This is a genomic window from Duganella caerulea, assembly GCF_040362985.1.
In the GTDB taxonomy this organism is placed as follows: Bacteria; Pseudomonadota; Gammaproteobacteria; order Burkholderiales; family Burkholderiaceae_D; genus Rugamonas; species Rugamonas vulcania.
In genome coordinates, this window is sequence record NZ_BPWJ01000002.1 from 762723 (window position 1) to 779351 (window position 16629).

The following is a 16629-nucleotide window of genomic DNA, read 5'->3' on the forward strand; positions in this document are numbered from 1 at the left end:
TTGTGCTCTCCGTTTCAACCAAAGGTGAAGGCGTAGGCTTGTACGCCGGGATCGAGGAATTCGATGCTGAAGGTGTGGTCGCCGATGCTGCCGGACTGCCGCACCAGCTGATACAAGCGCTGGCCGTTGATGGTGCCGCTGCCGTCGGCGGCGACGTCGGCGCCGTGGTCACGGCCCGGCGCGGCGCCGTCTATCGTCACGCGGAAGCGTACCGGCTTGCCGTTCTTGTCCGGGCCGAGCACCAGGTGCAGGTCACGGGCGTGGAAGCGGTAGACGATGCGGCCCGTGCCCTGGCTTAGCGTGACCTGGTCCGGTTGCGACAGCCAGTTCCCGGCCAGGCCCCATTGGTTCAGCGCCGGCTGCGAAGGCGCGGTGTAGCTGCGGCTCTTGTCGACGGCCTGCGCTTCCGGCGAGGCGAAATTCTGTGCGCGTTCGTAGCCGAGGTAGGTTTCCGGCGAAGCCACCTGGCCCATGTCGGATGCCTGTTGCACGCCTTGCGCACCTTCCGCGCTGACCACGGTGTTGGCCACGTTCTTGCGGCCAGCTTCCTCCAGCAACTGCTGGATCGCCTGCTCGGACTGGGCGTATTCGCCTTCGCCGAAATGGTGGTGGCGGATCTGGCCCTTGGCGTCGATGAGGTAGTGCGCGGGCCAGTACTGGTTGCCGAAGGCGCGCCAGATGGCGTAGTCGTTGTCGACGGCGACAGGGTAGGTGATGCCGAGGTCCTTGACGGCCTTGCGCACGTTGCCGATATCGCGTTCGAAGGCGAATTCGGGGGCGTGGACGCCGATCACCACCAGGCCCTGGTCGCGGTATTTTTCAGCCCAGGCTTTCACGTAAGGCATGGAGCGCAGGCAGTTGATGCAAGAGTAGGTCCAGAAGTCGACCAGCACCACTTTGCCCTTCAGCTGCGCGGCGGTCAGCGGCGTGGAGTTCAGCCAGTCGACGGCGCCGGTCAGCGGCGGCAGCTTGCCTTCCACCGGGAGCGTGTCCTCGGCTGGTGCTGCGGCGTGCATGGCCATCATGGCGGGGCCGTTGCCGCTCATCGCGGTGCGCGACATCATGGCGCCCGAGCCGGTTGCCGCGTCACTGCCGCGCATCGCACCACCGGCCGTGTCGCCACCGGTCGCGTCGTCGCTGCGCATGGCGCCTCCGGTAGCGTCACCGCCGCGCATCGCGCCACCGGCCATCATCGCGCCGCCTTGTGGTTCGCGCGGCGACAGCGTATCGATCAGCTTTTGCTCCAGGCCCGAGGTGGCGACCGTCGACACCCGCGTCAGCAGGCCGGTATCCAGCCCGCTGGCGATCGCCGCCACGCCGCCCAGCATGGCCACGCCCAGGCCGCGCCGCATCCATTCACCAGCGCCCAATGAGCGCTTCATCGCGCTGAAGACTCGTCCTCCGATAAGCAGCGCCAGTCCCAGCGAAGTCGCAGCACCCGCCGCGTAGGCCAACAGCAGCAGCGTCGTCTGGGCGCTGGCGCCGTTCAGCGCCGCGCCGGTCAGCACCAGGCCAAGCACCGGCCCCGCGCAGGGCGCCCACAGCAAGCCGGTCGCGATCCCCAGCAGGAACGACGACCGCGCACCCGACCACGCGCCGCCAGCCGCGCCATCGGCCGCCTGCGCCTTGTTGGACAGCCTGTCGCCAAGCGCCGCCAGCGGCTTGGTCAAGCGGTCCGCCAGGTGCGGCAGCATCAAGGTCAGCGCGAAGAACGCCATCAGTGCCATGGCCAGCCAGCGGCCATATTGATTGGCCTGCACCACCCAGCCGCCGCCGACGGCGGCCAGCGTCGCCACCAGCGCGAAGGTTAGCGCCATCCCGGCCAGCAGCGGCAATCCGCTGCGCACGAACGGCTGCCCGGTGCGGGCAAACACGAACGGCAGCACCGGCAGGATGCAGGGGCTGAGTATCGTCAGCGCCCCGCCGAGGTAAGAGAGAAGGATCAGCAGCATGACTATGGTCCTCCCTTAAGCCGCGCCGGGCGTGAACGTCAGCGCCAGGCCGTCGATGCAGTACCGTAGGCCGGTCGGTTCCGGGCCGTCGTCGAACACGTCGCCCAGGTGGCCGCCGCAGCGGCGACACTGCACCTCGACGCCTCGGAATCCCAGCGACGTCGTACGGCTCGTGAACACGCCGCGTTCCAGCGGCTTCCAGAAACTGGGCCAGCCGGTGCCGCTGTCGAATTTGGCGGCGGACGAGAACAGCGGATTCTGGCAGCCGGCGCAGACGAATTTGCCGGCGCGGTGCTCCTTGTAGAGCGGGCTGCTGAACGGGCGCTCCGTGCCGCCGCGCCGCAGGATCTCGTACTGCGCGGGCGAGAGCAGGGCGCGCCATTCGGCGTCGGTGTGCGTCACTTCCCAAACGGGAGCCGGGCCGGCGGTGGCTGCGCGCCATTTTAAAGCTGCGGCGCCCGCCATTAGGGCCGCGCCGCCAGTGAGGAGAAATTTGCGTCTGGAAGTCATACAAACTCCATGAAGTGGAATGTCGATGTGGCCATTGTGGCCCGGCGCGGATGGCGAAATCCTCACGTAAACTTCAATTAAATGTGATACTTTCCAGCGCAGGAATCCCGCACAATGGCGGCACCAAGACTTTTACCCGGCCCGACTGACTATGGATTTACCAAAACGCGTCCTGATCGTAGAGGATGATATGCCCATCGCCGACCTGCTGCGCCTGCACCTGCAGGACGAAGGCTACCAGGTCACCCACTGCGCCGACGGCAACCAGGGCCTGGCCCAGTTGCGCACCGGCGGCTGGGATGCGCTGATCCTCGACCTGATGCTGCCCGGCGTGGACGGGCTGGAAATCTGCCGCCAGGCGCGCGCGATGGCGACCTACACGCCCATCATCATCACCAGCGCGCGTTCCAGCGAAGTGCACCGCATCCTCGGCTTGGAGCTGGGCGCGGACGATTATCTCGTCAAGCCGTTCTCGGTGCTGGAGCTTGTGGCTCGCGTGAAGGCGCTGCTGCGCCGGGCCGACGCCATGGCCCGCAACCAGCGCAACGAAGCCGGTGCGCTGGAACTGAACGGCGTGCGCCTCGATCCGCTGACCCGGCAGGCGCAGGTCGAAGGCCGCCCGCTGGACCTGACCCCGCGCGAATTCGACCTGCTGTACTTCTTCGTCAAGCATCCCGAAAAAGTGTTCTCGCGCCTGGACTTGCTCAACCAGGTGTGGGGCTACCAGCACGATGGCTACGAGCACACCGTCAACACCCACATCAACCGCCTGCGCGCCAAGATCGAAGCCGATCCCGCCGACCCGGCCCGCATCCTGACCGTATGGGGCAAGGGCTACCGCTTCGCGCACGGCGGACCTGCGGCATGAACCTGACCCTTTCCCAGCGCCTGTCGCTGGTGTTCTCGGTGCTGCTGCTGGCCTGCTGCGGCGCGTCCGCATGGTTGCAGATCCGCGCCAACATCATGCATGAGAAGGAAGTGGTGCAGGGCCTGTCGCGCGGCCTGGCGCGCAGCATCGCGCTGGACGCGCAACTGATGCACGCGGACAGCGATCCCGCTCCGGAGAATGGCGCGCCGCCCAGCGAGGGCCTTGGCCCCGAAGCCGTGCGCCGCCTGTTCGGGCAGCTGATGGTGGTCAACCCCAACGTCGAGGTCTACCTGCTCGACATGGAAGGCCGCATCGTCGGCCACGCCGCACCGGCCGGTCACCTGAAGCGCGACCACGTCAACCTTGAACCCATCCGCCGCCTGCTGGACAACCAGCCCTTGCCGATACAAGGCGACGATCCGCGCAGCGAGACTGGCCGCAAGGTGTTCAGCGCGGCCGTGCTGCGCATGGGCGAGCGCAAGGTTGGCTACATCTACGTCATCCTGCAAAGCGAAGAGCATGACCGTCTCGCCGCCCGCGCCACCGCCAGCTCGGTGCTGCGCACGACATTGTGGTCGATGGCCATCGTGGCCTTGCTTGGCCTGGTGGCCGGCCTGGTCGCCTTCCGCCTGATCACGCGGCCCTTGCACCGTCTGGCCGACACGATGCGCCAGCTGGACACCAAGGCCGAACAACTGGCGCTGCCTCCGCCCAACGCCGGCGGGGGGCGCGACGAGATCGCGATCCTGGAGCATGCCTACGGCGAGATGGCCGCGCGCATCAACGAGCAATGGCAGACGGTGCGCCAGCTGGACCACGAACGCCGCGAAGTGGTGGCGAACATCTCGCACGACCTGCGCACGCCGCTCGGTTCCCTGCACGGCTATCTGGAGACCTTGTCGCTGAAGGATGAAACGCTGGACGCGCCTGGCCGCCAGCACTACCTCGGCATCGCGCTGGCGCAGAGCCGCAAGGTGGGCCGCCTGGCGCAAGCCTTGTTCGAGCTGGCGCGCCTGGAGCATGGCGCGGTGGCGCCGGAAATCGAATCCTTCTCGCTGAGCGATCTGATACAGGACGTGTTCCAGAAATTCGAATTGCGGGCGGAAGAAAAACAGCTGCATCTGAACGCCATGCTGCCGCATCCCGCGCCCATGGTGCGCGCGGACCTGGGCATGATCGAGCGCGTGCTGACCAATTTGTTCGACAACGCCATTCGCCACACGCCGCCCGGCGGCACGGTGGAGATCGAGGTGGAGCCGGACGCGCAGGGCCACATCCGCATTACCGTCAGCGACACCGGGCCGGGCATCCCGGCGGACATGGAGGAAGTGCTGTTCCGCCGCCCGTTCGCCCTACGGGGCGAGCGCAGGGAAGGGGGCCTCGGCCTGTTGATCGTCAGCCGCATCCTGCAGCTGCACGGCAGCGGCATCGAATTGGTTCGCGTGCCGCAGCGCGGCGCCGTGTTCCGCTTTACGCTGGCGACGGTCTAGGCGCGCTGCAGCGGCGCGCGCCAGCTGCCCAGGTAGTGCTGCGGCGTTTTGCCGAGGATGCGGCGGAACATCGCGCTGAACGCGCTCGGGCTGGCGTAGCCCAGCGCCGCCGCGATCTCGCTCACGCTGTCGCCGCGCTCCAGCCGGCCGAAGGCCTCGGCCAGGTGCACCTGCTGCACCCACTGGCGGTAATGCAGGCCGGTCTCTTTCGGGAACAGGCGTATCAGGGTGCGCGCGCTGGCGCCGGCTTCGGCGGCCCAGTCCTCGATGGTGCGCGGGCTGCCCGGATCGTCCATGATGGCTTCGCACACGGCCAACAGGCGGCGGTCGCGCGGCCAGGGGATCGCGATCGGCACCGTCTCCGCCGCCGCCAGCTCGGACAGGATCAGCATCGCCAGGTGCTCGCCACGGCCGGGCAGCGGATATTCGATGGGTTCATCCAGCAGCGACAGTATCAGCTCGCGCAGCAGCGGACTCACTTCGATCACGCGGCAAATGTCGCCGAATGCCTGCGCCGTTTCGGCTTCGACGTAAATCGTCCGCATCGTCACCTTGCCCAACGACGTCCACTGATGCACCACGCCGGGTGGAATGAACAGCGCACGGCGCGGCGGCAGTATCCACACGCCGAAGTCGGTCTTCACCTTCATCAGGCCCTCGGTGGCATACAGCAGCTGCGCGCGTTCGTGGCTGTGCGGCCGCGCCGATTCGCCATGCACCGCGTCGCGCGCCATTGCAGTGACGACGCGCGGAACGCGCTGATAGTCGCGGTGGTCACTGCTGCGGTGGAGGGCTTTCAATGGCACTTGTTTTGTCACTTAGTCGACGAAAGTTGGAATAGATCGGGTTTGCAGCCATATTACACTGGGCGGCATGAATACATCCACTCTCACTTCCTCTAGCCGTCCCCACGGGGACACCGTCATGTCCATCCTCGGCGCGGTCGCCCTGGTCCACCTGCTGAACGATCTGACGCAAGCCATGCTGCCGTCGATCTACCCGATGCTGAAGGCGCAATTTGGCCTGACGTTCACGCAGGTTGGCCTGATCACGCTGACCTTCCAGTGCACCGCCTCGCTGCTGCAGCCTTGGATAGGCCTGTACACCGACCGCCGTCCCATGCCCTTCCTGCTGCCGCTTGGGATGGTCGCCACGCTGATCGGCGTGCTGATGATGTCCGTCGCCGGCACGTTCCCGGCCTTACTGGTAGCGTCCGCGCTGATCGGCGTCGGTTCCTCGACCTTCCACCCGGAGGCTTCGCGCGTGGCGCGCATCGCCTCGGGTGGGCGGTTCGGGTTTGCGCAATCGTTGTTCCAGGTGGGCGGCAATGTCGGCTCCGCGCTCGGGCCTTTGCTGGCGGCCGCCGTCATCATCGGCCGTGGACAAGGCAATATCGCCTGGTTCGCGCTGCCGGTGGCGGCCGCGATCATGGTGTTGGCGCACGTCGGCCGCTGGCACAGCGCCCACCTGGCCGGGCTGCCGCGCAAGGCCGCCTCGCGTGCCCTATCGCCTTTACCTAAGGGCCGCGTTTATGGCGCGCTGGTGGTGCTGGCGCTGCTGGTCTTCTCCAAGTACATCTACATGTCCAGCTTGAGCAGCTACTACACCTTCTACCTGATCGACAAATTCGGCCTGTCGGTATCGTCGGCGCAGCTGTACTTGTTTCTGTTCTTGGCGGCGGTGGCGGCGGGCACCTTCATGGGCGGGCCTATCGGCGACCGCATCGGCCGCAAGCGCGTGATCTGGATCTCCATCCTCGGCGCCGCGCCGTTCACGCTGATGCTGCCCTACGTCGACCTGTTCTGGACCGCCGTGCTGTCGGTGGTGATCGGCTTCGTGATCTCGTCGGCGTTTTCCGCCATCGTGGTGTTCGCGCAGGAGCTCATGCCGGGGAAGGTCGGCATGATCGCGGGGATCTTCTTTGGATTGATGTTCGGCGTGAGCGGCATCGGCGCCGCAGCCATGGGGCATATCGCCGACGTTGCCGGCATCGCCTATGTGTACAAACTGTGTTCGTTCCTGCCGCTGCTGGGCATCCTGACGGTGCTGCTGCCGCATATCCCGCAGCAGCACCGCTAGGCCGGATCAGGCGTCGATGAAGCGCATCTTGAAGTTGCGGCCCTTGATGGCGCCGAAGTCGCCGCCCAGCGGGTTGTTCTTGCTGAGACGCTCGAAGGCTTCATAGGCCACGCGGCGGTCGATCGCCACGTAGGTCTGGAACTCGAACACGTTGATCTTGCCGACTTGTTCCTTCGAGAGGCCGGCATCGCCGGTCAGGGCGCCCAGCAGGTCGCCCGGGCGCAGCTTGTCCTTCTTGCCGCCCGAGATCACCAGCGTCATCATCGGCGCCGGATCGACGCCGTAGTCGTTTTCATCCAGCGATTTCAAGTCGAACCATTCGACCGGCGCGTTCTGGTATTCCTCGATCAGCTTGACCCACTTCTTCTCGTTCGGCGCGCACAGCGACAGGGCCAGGCCTTGTTCGCCGCCACGGCCGGTGCGGCCCACGCGGTGGATGTGCACCTCGGTGTCCTTCGACACGTCGACGTTGATCACCGCTTCGAGGTTCGGGATGTCCAGGCCGCGCGCGGCGACGTCGGTCGCCACCAGCACGGAGCAGCTGCGGTTGGCGAACAGCACCAGGATCTCGTCGCGCTCGCGCTGTTCCAGTTCGCCGTACAGCGCCAGTGCCGAGAAGCCTTTCGATTGCAGCTCTTCCACCAGCTCGCGGCACTGCACCTTGGTATTGCAGAAGGCGATGGCCGATACCGGCTTGTAGTGGCCCAGCAGGCGCGCCACGGCGGCGTTGCGCTCGTCGAAGCCGATCTCGAAGAACAGCTGCTCGATCTGGCTATTGTCGTGCTGCGCCTCGACCGTCACTTCGACCGGATCGGCCAGGAAGGAATCGGTGGCGCGGCGGATGTCGTCCGGGTAGGTGGCCGAGAACAGCAAGGTCTGGCGGCGCTTCGGACAGGCGCTGACAATGCCGGCGATTTCGTCGTAGAAGCCCATGTCGGTCATGCGGTCCGCTTCGTCCAGCACCAGCGTCTCGACCTTGGACAGGTCCAGCGTGCCGCGGCCCAGGTGATCGCGCACGCGGCCCGGCGTGCCGACCACGATGTGGGCGCCATGCTCCAGCGAGGCGATTTGAGGACGCATCGGCGAGCCGCCGGTCAGCACCAGCACCTTGACGTTGCCGGTGGCGCGGGCCAGGCGGCGCAGTTCATTGGCCACCTGGTCGGCCAGTTCGCGGGTAGGGCACAGCACCAGTGCCTGCACGGCGAACCACGCGGGATTGAGCTTGGCCAGGATGCCGATGCCGAAGGCCGCGGTCTTGCCGCTGCCGGTCTTGGCCTGGGCGATCAGGTCGCGCCCCTCCAGCACCGACGGCAGGCTTTGCGCCTGGATCGTCGTCATCTCCTTGTAGCCGAGCGAATCGAGATTGTCGAGCAGGGTTTGGGCCAGCGGCAGGCTGGAAAAAGCGGTGGATGTCATGGTGTCAGACCTGTTCAAAAAGGACGTGGTCACAGTCTAACAGGCTCGCTGACGCTGTGATATCGGGGTTGTATTAGTTTGGCGCCCACACCGGCAGGCCGGTGAGGTCCAGGTTTTCGTCGCGCACCCAGACCGGCAGGCCGGTGGTGTCGGTCGGCTCGAGCAGTTCGAGCTGCACCTGCTTGAGTGCGGAACGCTTGCCGCGCGGCGCCGGCGGGCGCTTCGCTTCCGGTTCGAGCGGCGCGGCCGGGCTGAAGCCGGGCAGGTCGAACGTGGCGTTGTCTTTTTTATCTCTCATTCTTAAATCTCGTGCCCACGGCGCCGGTGAAAATGCGCCGCTCAAAACAAAAGCCCGGCTGCAGCAGTCGGGCTCAGTAAGTAAGTCGCGGATTGTAACACAGAGGTGCTACCGCCCGCACTAACTCATCGGAGGCTTAGCGGAAGCTCAGCGTGGCCGTCAGGTCGCCCGGCGGCAGCGCGTTGCGGGCCGCGAAGGCTTCGTTGCGCACCTTGATGCCCTCCAGCTGCGGCAGGCCATGCAGGCGGGTGATGAAGCGCAGGATCGAGGTGGTGTCGTAGAAGGTGTGGTCGACCTGGCCCTTTTTCGCATACGGCGAGATGACGATGGCCGGCACGCGCGAACCCGGACCCCAGCGGTCGCCCTTGGGCGGCGCCACGTTATCCCACCAGCCGCCGTTCTCGTCGAAGGTGACCACGACGACCATGTCCTTCCACTGCGGGGACTTCTTCAGGTGCTCGATCACGTTGGCGATGTGGGCGTCGCCGGATTCCACGTCCGAGTAACCGGCGTGCAGGTTCAGGTTCCCCTGCGGCTTGTAGAAGGTCACGGCGGGTAGCTTGCCGGCGACGACGTCGGCCAGGAATTTGTTCGAGATCGGGCTGTCGCCAAGGCCGCCGTCGCGCAGGTGCTCGGCGCGCGCGGCGGTGCCGGGCGCGAACTGCTTGAAGTAGTTGAACGGCTGGTGGTGGTACTGGAAGTTCGGCTTCTCGCCGCCGCCGCGCGCGTCGAGCGCGGCCTGCCACGCGCCGCCGTACCACGCCCAGCTGACCTTCTTGGCCGAGAGCAGATCGCCGATGGTCTCATAGCTTTGCGGCGGCAGCGTGCCGGCGTCGTTCGGATCGGCCAGCAGGGGATCGCCGTCGAAGGCGGGGCGGATGTAGCTTGGCTGATAGGGCGGGGCCATGGTGTTGACCGCGTAGCCGTCCGGCGTGATCGCGCCGTTGTTGACGTAGATAGGCATGCCATCCATCGCCGACGCCGGGCTGTCCTTGGTCACGGACAGGCGCATGCCGGTCGGGCCGTCGTCCAGCACCGCGATCTTCTTCTTGGCGGCGGTGTCCTTGGCGTTGAAGTATTCGGGCGTGCGGCCGCTGATCAGGAACTGATGGTTCAGGTAGGAGCCGCCGAAGGCCGCCATGAAGAAGTTATCGCACAGCGTGTACTGCTCGGCGATCTTCCACAGGCCGAGGTTCTTGCTGGTCTCGCCGTAGTAGCCCATGACCATGCCGCCGGTGTTGCCCCAGGCCGCGAAGCCGTCGTTCTTGCCGCCGTTGATCTGCATCTGGTTCTGGTAGAACAGGTGCCACAGGTCGCGCGTGATCACGGCTTCGGGCAGCGGCTTGCCTTCGGTGTCGACCAGTTTGAACGGACCGTTCGGCAGGCCCTTGATGTCGTCTTCCTTGAGCGCGTATTTTTTGCCGCCGATGTCCTGGGTGTTCGGCACCATGCCGCCCCAGACTTTCGGCAGCGCCGGCAGCACGGAGCCGTCGCGGTCGCGCTGCTGGCAGGCGGCGGCGGTGGCGGCCGACAGCGGCGCGGCGGTGCCGGGGAAATTGGCGAACAGGTTGTTGAAGCTGCGGTTCTCCAGGTAGATCACGACCACGGTCTTGACGTGGGCTTTCAGCTTGGCGTCCAGCGAGCCTTTGACGGCGGCCGGCGTGGCGGTGGCGGCCTCGCCCAGCGCGGGCAGGGAGGCGGCCATGCCGGTGGCGGCGGCGGCCTGGAAGATGCGGCGGCGCGATGGATTGGCGGGAGCATCCTGCTCATTTTGTGCTGATAACTGGACCTGATCCTTCACACGCGCCTCCTTGGCAGACTGAAAACGCGATTGTGACAGTTTTATGGCGGGTTGGGTATATCAAGGGAGGAGCAGTTTAATGCGGGTGCTGACGTCGTGGACACATTGCGGAGTCACCTCGGCGAACTTGCGGGCTTTGCGTGCTCTCCAATCGACCGAGCGGACGTGATCGGCCAAAACAACGCCCGTTAATTGGTGATTGAGCGCGGCCACCACCGGCACTTCAAACGGATAGCCCTTGACCTGGTTGGTGACTGGGCAGCAGATAGTCAAGCCGGATGCGGCGTTGTACCCGGCCACGGAAAGTATCAAGGCGGGCCGGCGGCCAGCCTGCTCATGCCCAGCTTGTGGGGTGAAGTCGAGCCACACGACGTCTCCACGATCTGGCACGTAGGCGGTCGTTACCACTCTTCGCTGCCGATGGAGAGATCGTCCAGCAGAGGGGCGTGGCGATTTTCAGGCGTGATGCGAGCGACTAGGTCTTCCAGGCTTTCGGCTACCGGCGCCAGTAGCAATTGTCCGGCAGCGGTTTGCAGGTCCAGCTTTTGCCCGATTTGGAGGCCAGCTTCTTTCAACGCCGCAGCGGGTATGCGTACGGCAGCGCTATCACCCCATTCTTGTATCTCGACCAGCATATTCGTCCCCGGTAGTGTATTTACATTGTAGATACGCGAGAATGGCGAAGGCAAGCCAAAAATAGAAAAAGCCGTTGATTCCTGAGAAGAATCAACGGCTTATCGAATCTGGTTGCGGGGACAGGATTTGAACCTGTGACCTTCGGGTTATGAGCCCGACGAGCTGCCAGACTGCTCCACCCCGCGTCTGAGGCCCGAATTATACATAGACCTTTTGCGTTCCGCAAGGGGCAAAATAAGAGTCACTTATATTTCGGTGGATTTTTTAAGTGGCGCTTATATTTATCGCATCATTCCTCGTTCTGCGTGGCCGCGAAGTCCTCGAAGCTCAGGATCTTCACGCCCGCCTCCCGCCCCAGGGCGATTGTCTGTTCGACCAGGGCGGTTTCCATGATGAGGGCGTAGTAGGAATCCGTGTCATAGTCCACTATCAGTAGCGATAACGGCCGTGACGCCAGCCAGTTCGACAGGTCGCGCAGCCCCTGCATGACGGTCTTGCCTTCGTGATCCCACTGCCATACGGGTTCAATGCCACGCGCCGCCAGCATTTCCTGCACCTGCCAGGCGACTTCCTCGCTGGCTTTCCAGTCGACCTGCAGCATGAACCACTGCCCGCGCTGCTGGCCGTCGTCGTCCAGCATGGCGTCGTAAAACAGCCAGCTGATCTCGTCGATGTTGGTCGGCCCTGTGGAGTCGTACTTCGCTTCCACTTGCCGCACCTGTCGTTCGCTTTCCTGCTCGCCGAGATGGCGCGTGATCAGGCGTGTGAGCGCGCTGGCGCCGGCCTTGTAGCGCGCATATTCTTCATCGCTTAACAGGTCGGAAGGCAGCGGAAGGGGGGCGGCCGGCGGCGGCGACATGAACCCGAATAATCGCTTGAACATGGGAGGTCCTCCACGAAATGTGATTCAAGTGAGCATAGCAGAACTACAAATCTTGCCTTTTTCGATAGCTGCGCGTTACGCGGCGGCCAGGCGCCACAGCGACGTGACCTCGGCGGCGCGCGCGGCGTGCAGCGGATCGGTGGCGTCGGCGGCGCGCGGGTGGGTCGGGCGCACGTCGTGGCGGTCGATGACTTTCAGGCCGGCGGCGGCGATCCATTCCATCAGCTGGTCGCGCGGACGCAGGCCAAGGTGCTCGGCCAGGTCGGACAGAATCAGCCAGCCTTCGCCGCCCGGCGTCAGGTGCGCCGACAGGCCGGCCAGGAAGCCGCGCAGCATGCGGCTGTCCGGATCGTAGACCGCGTACTCGATCGGCGAACTCGGACGCGCCGGCACCCATGGCGGATTACACACCACCAGTGGCGCCCGGCCTTCCGGGAACAGGTCCGCTTCCAGCAGCTCGACCTGGCCGTCCAGGTCCAGCCGCGCCAGGTTTTCGCGCGCGCAGCTCAGCGCGCGCTGGTCCTGGTCGGTGGCGATGACGCGCGCCACGCCACGCTTGGCCAGCACCGCCGACAGCACACCGGTGCCGGCGCCGATGTCGTAGGCCAGCTTGACACCGGCCGGCAGCGGCGTATTCGCCACCAGCTCCACATACTCGCCGCGCACCGGCGAGAACACGCCATAGTGCGGGTGGATGCGCGCGTCCAGCGCCGGGATCTCGACCCCGGTGCGGCGCCATTCATGCGCGCCGATCACGCCCAGCAGCTCGCGCAGCGACGCCACGAACGGTTCCTCGAAGCGGCCGTAGGCCTCGTTGCAGGCCAGCTGCACATCCGGTGCACGGCGCAGCGGGATGGCGTAGCCGGCGTCGAAGGGAATCAGCAGCATGGCCAGCGTGCGCGCCCGCTGCGATTGCGCCTGGCGATGCAGGTGGAACGCTTCGGTCGGCGTGGCCGGAGTCTTGGCCGGCTTGGCCTTCTTGGACGGCTTGCCCTTGTGGTCCGCGCGGCGCGCGAGGGCCTGCAGCAGCTGGCGTGCGTTCTGGAAGTCGCCGCGCCACAGCAGGGCCGTGCCTTCGCAGGCCAGGCGGTAGGCCACGTCCGCATTGGTGCGGTCGTCGGCGATGACGACGCGCTTCGGCGGCGGCATGCCGGCTTCGGAGCGCCAGCGCGCGGCGCACTGCACGCCGTTCTCCTCCCAGTGGATCTGTTGCGGCGTAGGGGAGGCGGTGGTGTGTGCGGACATGTTCGGGGCAATCGGTAGGTGTAATAAGCGGAATGGACAAGCACAAAAAACGCCGGGGATGATGCTCATCCCTGCCGGCGTTTCGGTGTTGAGGCGCTTATTATACTTGGCGCTTAGCTGTTGGCGTCTTTGACGGGAGCGAGCGAGATCGGATCGTCCGCCGGCGCGGGCGTAGCGCTCACGCCTGCGGGGCCGGCCTTGATGGGTTCCTGCGGGGCTTGCGCACCGTAGGCATCGGCCGCCGATTTGACCTTGTCGGCGGCGGTCGGCGCAGTGTAGGTGTTGGTGTCCTTGCTGTCGACCAGGTTGAGCAGGCGCAGCGACAGGCTGCGCAGCGTGTTGCGGTCGATGCCATCGCTGGTCTTGGCGGGCGCGCTGTCGCCGGTCGACAGCGCCGATTGCAGGTCGCGGCCGATCAGTTTGAACAGGTCGGCCAGGGTGCCGGGGAAGTCGATGTTCGGTACCTGCACCGTCGGCAGGTTGTCGGCGCTGGCGCCGTTGCTGGCCGCCGGACGCTTGGCGGTGGTGTCGCTGTTGGTGGTCGTGTCCTTACTGGCGGCGCCGCTCAGTTCCGCGTTGTACTGCACTTCCACTTCGAAGTCGAACTTGCGGCCGTCGGCGGTGGTGATCGTGCCTTTGCCGATGAAGTGCGAGCTGTCGGTCAGGTCGAAGGCGGCGGCGTCGCTGCTGCCGTTCGGGCCCGAGGTGTGCTGCGCGCCGATGGCGAAGGTGGAGCTGGTATCCAGGCTGGCCGAGTCGAAACTGATGGTCGCATCCTTGCCCGAGTCGCCGAACAGCGACTTGGCAAAGCTGCTCAGGAAGTCCTGCGCGAAATCGACGGTGGCGTTGCCGACCGACGCCACATGCTTTTCCAGGCTGTCGGTGGACAGCGAAGTCGGCGAGGAATCCAGCGCTTTCACCGGCTTGGCGGCGTTGGCCGCCGGTGTCTTGCCGTCGTTGTGTGGATTGGCGCCGTAGAGCGACGACGGCAAAGCGCGGGTGCCGAGAGCAGGTAGGATAGACATGGCAGGTTCCAGCGAAATCGGTTTGATAATACTTCTATAACGGTGCGCCCGCCGATTTCTTGAGGCCTGCGCAAAGATTAATGATGGTGGGTCCAGCCTTCCGGTGCCGCCAGGTAGGAAGCGACGGCGTCTTTCTGGCCGATGGCGTGGTGTTTGACCTCGCCGCAGGCGCAAATGCCCAGGTAAGGCTGGATGTGCGAGCAAGCCGAGACCTTTTGCAGGCGGACTTGCACGGCTTTGGCGCACTTGGCGCATTTGAAGGTCAGGGTGCGTGGTGCTTTTAACATGGTTGCTCTTTGAGTGACTTGCAAAGGCGGGATTTTATCACTCGGATGCTTGGCCGCTCAGCCGCTCAGGCGAAGATGTCCAGCTTTGGCTGCGCCACCGGCGGCGCCTCGTAGGCGCGGCGGACCTTGGCGGCATCGCCGGACGCAGGCCCCGATCCGTTCTGCCGGGCCGCCGCCTGTTCCACCTGCTGCGTCGCCAGTTCGGCGCGGGCTTGCAGCTCCATCTGCTGCGCCTGGGCCGCCACCGAGCGGTCGGCTCCGGAGGGATCGGCCGGCGCCAGCGCAGCCGCCTCGATGGTGCGGGCGCGTTCGATGGTCTCCTGCGGCGTGCGGCCCGGCGATGTATCGATATGCACCTCGCCGCCGACGGCGTAATCGATGCCGTTCGGTCCGCGCTGATAGGTATAGGAGGCGCCGGATGTGGCCAGGCCGCCGGCGGTGGCCAGGTGCGCTTGTTCGTGCTGGCGCACTTCCGTGTCGCGGGCTTTGAGCTGGGATACGAGGGCCAGCGCTTCCGGTGTCAGGTTGGTGGTGGAGCTGCTGGCGGACGAGGTGCGCTCAGGAGCGGCAGGCGACGTCCCTTGTACCGGCGGCGTCGCGCGCGCCGGTGGCTGGTTGGCGGAACTCGGTGATATGGCGCCTATGCTCATGGTGACCTGCGCTGCATCGTGCTTGTCTTAATGATAGCAAAATTGTAGCAAATGGTTGCAAATTCGCGGCGGCCGGCGCGTCAACTGTGCGGGCCGGCCGGCGTTGAAGGCCTACTGGGGATCATTCTTCCGCAAAGAGGCAAGGCCATGAACCAAAATAAGCAACCGAGCAAAGAGTCCGTGCGCCAATGGCTGCAGACGCAGATCGCCGAGCGGCGTCCGCCGCCGGATGCACAGCAGATCCGCCGCGAACTCGGTTGGGAGATGCTGAAGATGGAACGAAAGGAGCGCGGCCAACGCTAGGATTTTTTAGTCGCTGACGGTGGCGATCAGTGTGTGCAGCAGCTGGTTGACCTTGGCGGCCATCGCCTCGGAACCGTAGTCGCCGGCGGTGATCACCACCGTCAGGTCCAGCTCCGGCACGATGAAGATGCGCTGGCCGCCGTTGCCGAAGGCCGCGCTCCACGGCGTGCGGTGGCCGTGCCAGGCCGCCGTGCCGTCCCACCACTGGTAACCGTAATGCAGCTCGTCCGGCTGGTTGCCGGGACTCTTGAAGCCCACGCTCAGGCGCGGCTTGAGCGATTCATCCACCCATTCCGCGGCCACGATCTGCCGCCCGTTCCAGCGGCCGTGGTTGAGCATCAGCCGTCCCAGCTTGGCCATGTCGCGCGGGCGCATACGTAGGCCGGAGAAGGGCGCCGGCCGGTCGCGCAGGTCGGTCACCCATTCCCACTGCACGATGCCCAGCGGTTCGAACAGGTCCTTGCGCGCCACCTCGATCCATGGCCGGCCGCTGACGCGGGTGACGATGTCGGCGAGGATGGTGGTGCCGCCGCCGTTGTAGTTCCAGACGGTGCCCGGCGGCGCCACGATGGGCCGCTCCATCACATAGCGCAGCTGGTCGGATTTCCAGTAAAGCCGCAGCTCGTTATTGGGCTGCATGCCTTCGTCCCACTTCCAGCCGCCGCTCATGGTCAGCAGGTGTTCGAGATTGATGGCGTTGAGCTGAGGCGAGCGCAGGTCCTGGAGTTCGGGGTAGTAGTCCAGCATCGGCGTGGTGAGTGCGCCTATCTTGCCGCGCTGTTTCTCGATGCCGACCAGCAGGCTGATGACGCTCTTGCCGATCGAGCGCACGTCGTGCAGCGTGTCCGGGCCGAATTCCACCGTCGGCGCGAACGGCGGCCAGATGCCCAGGCCGCGCCGGATCGAGCGGTCCTTGCCGGCGCGGTACATCTCCGCCACCAGCTTGCCGTGGCGTTCGACGACGATGCCGTGGATATTGTCCCCGCCCTCGGCCAGGGCGGTCAGTGTGACGCACAAGGCGTTGGCGTTGAAGCCTTCCGCCTCGGGCGCGGCCACTTCCCAGCCATCGGCCAGCGTGGATGGCGCGGCGCACGGCGCGGCATGCGCCGCGGGCAGCGCGAATGAGAGGCAGAAGCACAAGCGAAGCAGCAGTTTCATGGGCTGGCATGCATTAGCAATAAAACAG

The 16629-nt window shown here is 65.6% G+C and carries 18 protein-coding genes and 1 tRNA gene; 4 read left to right on the top strand and 15 right to left on the bottom strand.

The features are described 5' to 3' along the window. Window positions 1-14: 14 nt before the first annotated feature. Window positions 15-1952 (bottom strand): cytochrome c biogenesis protein DipZ, encoded by a 1938-nt coding sequence (locus ACUJB0_RS08310; protein ID WP_444844803.1) that lies wholly within the window; start codon window positions 1950-1952, stop codon window positions 15-17. 15 nt (window positions 1953-1967) lie between these two features. Then, entirely contained in the window at window positions 1968-2462 is a 495-nt protein-coding gene (msrB, locus tag ACUJB0_RS08315; protein ID WP_444844804.1) for a peptide-methionine (R)-S-oxide reductase MsrB, read from the bottom strand. 151 nt (window positions 2463-2613) lie between these two features. On the opposite strand from msrB, the gene ACUJB0_RS08320 reads away from it, so the two are divergent. Both ACUJB0_RS08320 and ACUJB0_RS08325 read left to right on the top strand, forming a co-directional pair. After that, a complete protein-coding gene (locus ACUJB0_RS08320; protein WP_117013668.1) occupies window positions 2614-3330 on the top strand; it encodes a response regulator transcription factor in 717 nt (238 codons plus the stop codon). Further along, window positions 3327-4820, top strand: a complete 1494-nt coding sequence (locus ACUJB0_RS08325) for a sensor histidine kinase (protein WP_444844805.1) — start codon at window positions 3327-3329, stop codon at window positions 4818-4820. Before ACUJB0_RS08320 ends, ACUJB0_RS08325 begins: the two co-directional genes overlap by 4 nt. Here the strand turns inward: ACUJB0_RS08325 and ACUJB0_RS08330 are convergent. After that, on the bottom strand, window positions 4817-5620 hold the full coding sequence (locus tag ACUJB0_RS08330; protein ID WP_444844806.1) for an AraC family transcriptional regulator: 804 nt from the start codon (window positions 5618-5620) through the stop codon (window positions 4817-4819). The two genes, ACUJB0_RS08325 and ACUJB0_RS08330, sit on opposite strands and share 4 nt — an antisense overlap. A 124-nt stretch (window positions 5621-5744) precedes the next feature. Between ACUJB0_RS08330 and ACUJB0_RS08335 the strand changes: the two genes are divergently transcribed. Next, entirely contained in the window at window positions 5745-6899 is a 1155-nt protein-coding gene (locus tag ACUJB0_RS08335; protein WP_444844807.1) for an MFS transporter, read from the top strand. 6 nt (window positions 6900-6905) lie between these two features. On the opposite strand, the gene dbpA is transcribed toward ACUJB0_RS08335, so the two are convergent. From dbpA to ACUJB0_RS08390, 11 genes are all read right to left on the bottom strand, one after another. After that, window positions 6906-8315 (bottom strand): ATP-dependent RNA helicase DbpA, encoded by a 1410-nt coding sequence (dbpA, locus tag ACUJB0_RS08340; protein WP_161099127.1) that lies wholly within the window; start codon window positions 8313-8315, stop codon window positions 6906-6908. Between the two features lie 73 nt (window positions 8316-8388). Then, complete coding sequence (locus ACUJB0_RS08345) at window positions 8389-8613, bottom strand: hypothetical protein (protein WP_444844808.1); 225 nt, start codon at window positions 8611-8613, stop codon at window positions 8389-8391. Between the two features lie 136 nt (window positions 8614-8749). Next, the gene (locus ACUJB0_RS08350; protein WP_444844809.1) at window positions 8750-10414 is read right to left on the bottom strand and encodes an acid phosphatase; all 1665 of its coding nucleotides are present in this window, start codon (window positions 10412-10414) and stop codon (window positions 8750-8752) included. Window positions 10415-10474: 60 nt separating this feature from the next. Further along, entirely contained in the window at window positions 10475-10822 is a 348-nt protein-coding gene (mazF, locus tag ACUJB0_RS08355; protein ID WP_444844810.1) for an endoribonuclease MazF, read from the bottom strand. Next, entirely contained in the window at window positions 10816-11049 is a 234-nt protein-coding gene (locus ACUJB0_RS08360; protein ID WP_444844811.1) for an AbrB/MazE/SpoVT family DNA-binding domain-containing protein, read from the bottom strand. The genes mazF and ACUJB0_RS08360 overlap by 7 nt, the downstream gene beginning before the upstream one ends. 109 nt (window positions 11050-11158) lie before the next feature. Further along, a tRNA-Met gene (locus tag ACUJB0_RS08365) sits at window positions 11159-11235 on the bottom strand. A gap of 104 nt (window positions 11236-11339) precedes the next feature. Then, window positions 11340-11933 carry a DUF6630 family protein gene (locus ACUJB0_RS08370; protein ID WP_444844812.1) on the bottom strand — a complete coding sequence of 198 codons (594 nt, stop codon included), beginning with the start codon at window positions 11931-11933 and terminating at the stop codon, window positions 11340-11342. 75 nt (window positions 11934-12008) lie between these two features. Next, window positions 12009-13178 carry a methyltransferase gene (locus tag ACUJB0_RS08375; RefSeq protein WP_444844813.1) on the bottom strand — a complete coding sequence of 390 codons (1170 nt, stop codon included), beginning with the start codon at window positions 13176-13178 and terminating at the stop codon, window positions 12009-12011. A gap of 113 nt (window positions 13179-13291) precedes the next feature. Then, window positions 13292-14203 (bottom strand): hypothetical protein, encoded by a 912-nt coding sequence (locus ACUJB0_RS08380; protein WP_444844814.1) that lies wholly within the window; start codon window positions 14201-14203, stop codon window positions 13292-13294. Window positions 14204-14280: 77 nt separating this feature from the next. Next, window positions 14281-14490 carry a hypothetical protein gene (locus tag ACUJB0_RS08385; protein ID WP_008449977.1) on the bottom strand — a complete coding sequence of 70 codons (210 nt, stop codon included), beginning with the start codon at window positions 14488-14490 and terminating at the stop codon, window positions 14281-14283. Window positions 14491-14555: 65 nt separating this feature from the next. Continuing rightward, window positions 14556-15140, bottom strand: a complete 585-nt coding sequence (locus tag ACUJB0_RS08390) for a putative metalloprotease CJM1_0395 family protein (protein WP_444844815.1) — start codon at window positions 15138-15140, stop codon at window positions 14556-14558. A gap of 51 nt (window positions 15141-15191) precedes the next feature. Between ACUJB0_RS08390 and ACUJB0_RS08395 the strand changes: the two genes are divergently transcribed. Further along, the gene (locus tag ACUJB0_RS08395; protein WP_444844816.1) at window positions 15192-15443 is read left to right on the top strand and encodes a hypothetical protein; all 252 of its coding nucleotides are present in this window, start codon (window positions 15192-15194) and stop codon (window positions 15441-15443) included. A gap of 6 nt (window positions 15444-15449) precedes the next feature. On the opposite strand, the gene ACUJB0_RS08400 is transcribed toward ACUJB0_RS08395, so the two are convergent. Next, entirely contained in the window at window positions 15450-16601 is a 1152-nt protein-coding gene (locus tag ACUJB0_RS08400) for a serine hydrolase domain-containing protein (RefSeq protein WP_444844817.1), read from the bottom strand. Between the last annotated feature and the right edge of the window lie 28 nt (window positions 16602-16629).

Coding starts and splice junctions, on each gene's coding strand:
- ACUJB0_RS08395 (WP_444844816.1), top strand. CDS start 15,192: ATGGTTGCAAATTCGCGGCGGCCGGCGCGTCAACTGTGCGGGCCGGCC.
- ACUJB0_RS08345 (WP_444844808.1), bottom strand. CDS start 8,613: ATGAGAGATAAAAAAGACAACGCCACGTTCGACCTGCCCGGCTTCAGC.
- ACUJB0_RS08400 (WP_444844817.1), bottom strand. CDS start 16,601: ATGAAACTGCTGCTTCGCTTGTGCTTCTGCCTCTCATTCGCGCTGCCC.
- ACUJB0_RS08375 (WP_444844813.1), bottom strand. CDS start 13,178: ATGTCCGCACACACCACCGCCTCCCCTACGCCGCAACAGATCCACTGG.
- ACUJB0_RS08380 (WP_444844814.1), bottom strand. CDS start 14,203: ATGTCTATCCTACCTGCTCTCGGCACCCGCGCTTTGCCGTCGTCGCTC.
- ACUJB0_RS08310 (WP_444844803.1), bottom strand. CDS start 1,952: ATGCTGCTGATCCTTCTCTCTTACCTCGGCGGGGCGCTGACGATACTC.
- ACUJB0_RS08320 (WP_117013668.1), top strand. CDS start 2,614: ATGGATTTACCAAAACGCGTCCTGATCGTAGAGGATGATATGCCCATC.
- ACUJB0_RS08360 (WP_444844811.1), bottom strand. CDS start 11,049: ATGCTGGTCGAGATACAAGAATGGGGTGATAGCGCTGCCGTACGCATA.
- ACUJB0_RS08370 (WP_444844812.1), bottom strand. CDS start 11,933: ATGTTCAAGCGATTATTCGGGTTCATGTCGCCGCCGCCGGCCGCCCCC.
- msrB (WP_444844804.1), bottom strand. CDS start 2,462: ATGACTTCCAGACGCAAATTTCTCCTCACTGGCGGCGCGGCCCTAATG.
- dbpA (WP_161099127.1), bottom strand. CDS start 8,315: ATGACATCCACCGCTTTTTCCAGCCTGCCGCTGGCCCAAACCCTGCTC.
- ACUJB0_RS08335 (WP_444844807.1), top strand. CDS start 5,745: ATGTCCATCCTCGGCGCGGTCGCCCTGGTCCACCTGCTGAACGATCTG.
- ACUJB0_RS08385 (WP_008449977.1), bottom strand. CDS start 14,490: ATGTTAAAAGCACCACGCACCCTGACCTTCAAATGCGCCAAGTGCGCC.
- ACUJB0_RS08325 (WP_444844805.1), top strand. CDS start 3,327: ATGAACCTGACCCTTTCCCAGCGCCTGTCGCTGGTGTTCTCGGTGCTG.
- ACUJB0_RS08390 (WP_444844815.1), bottom strand. CDS start 15,140: ATGAGCATAGGCGCCATATCACCGAGTTCCGCCAACCAGCCACCGGCG.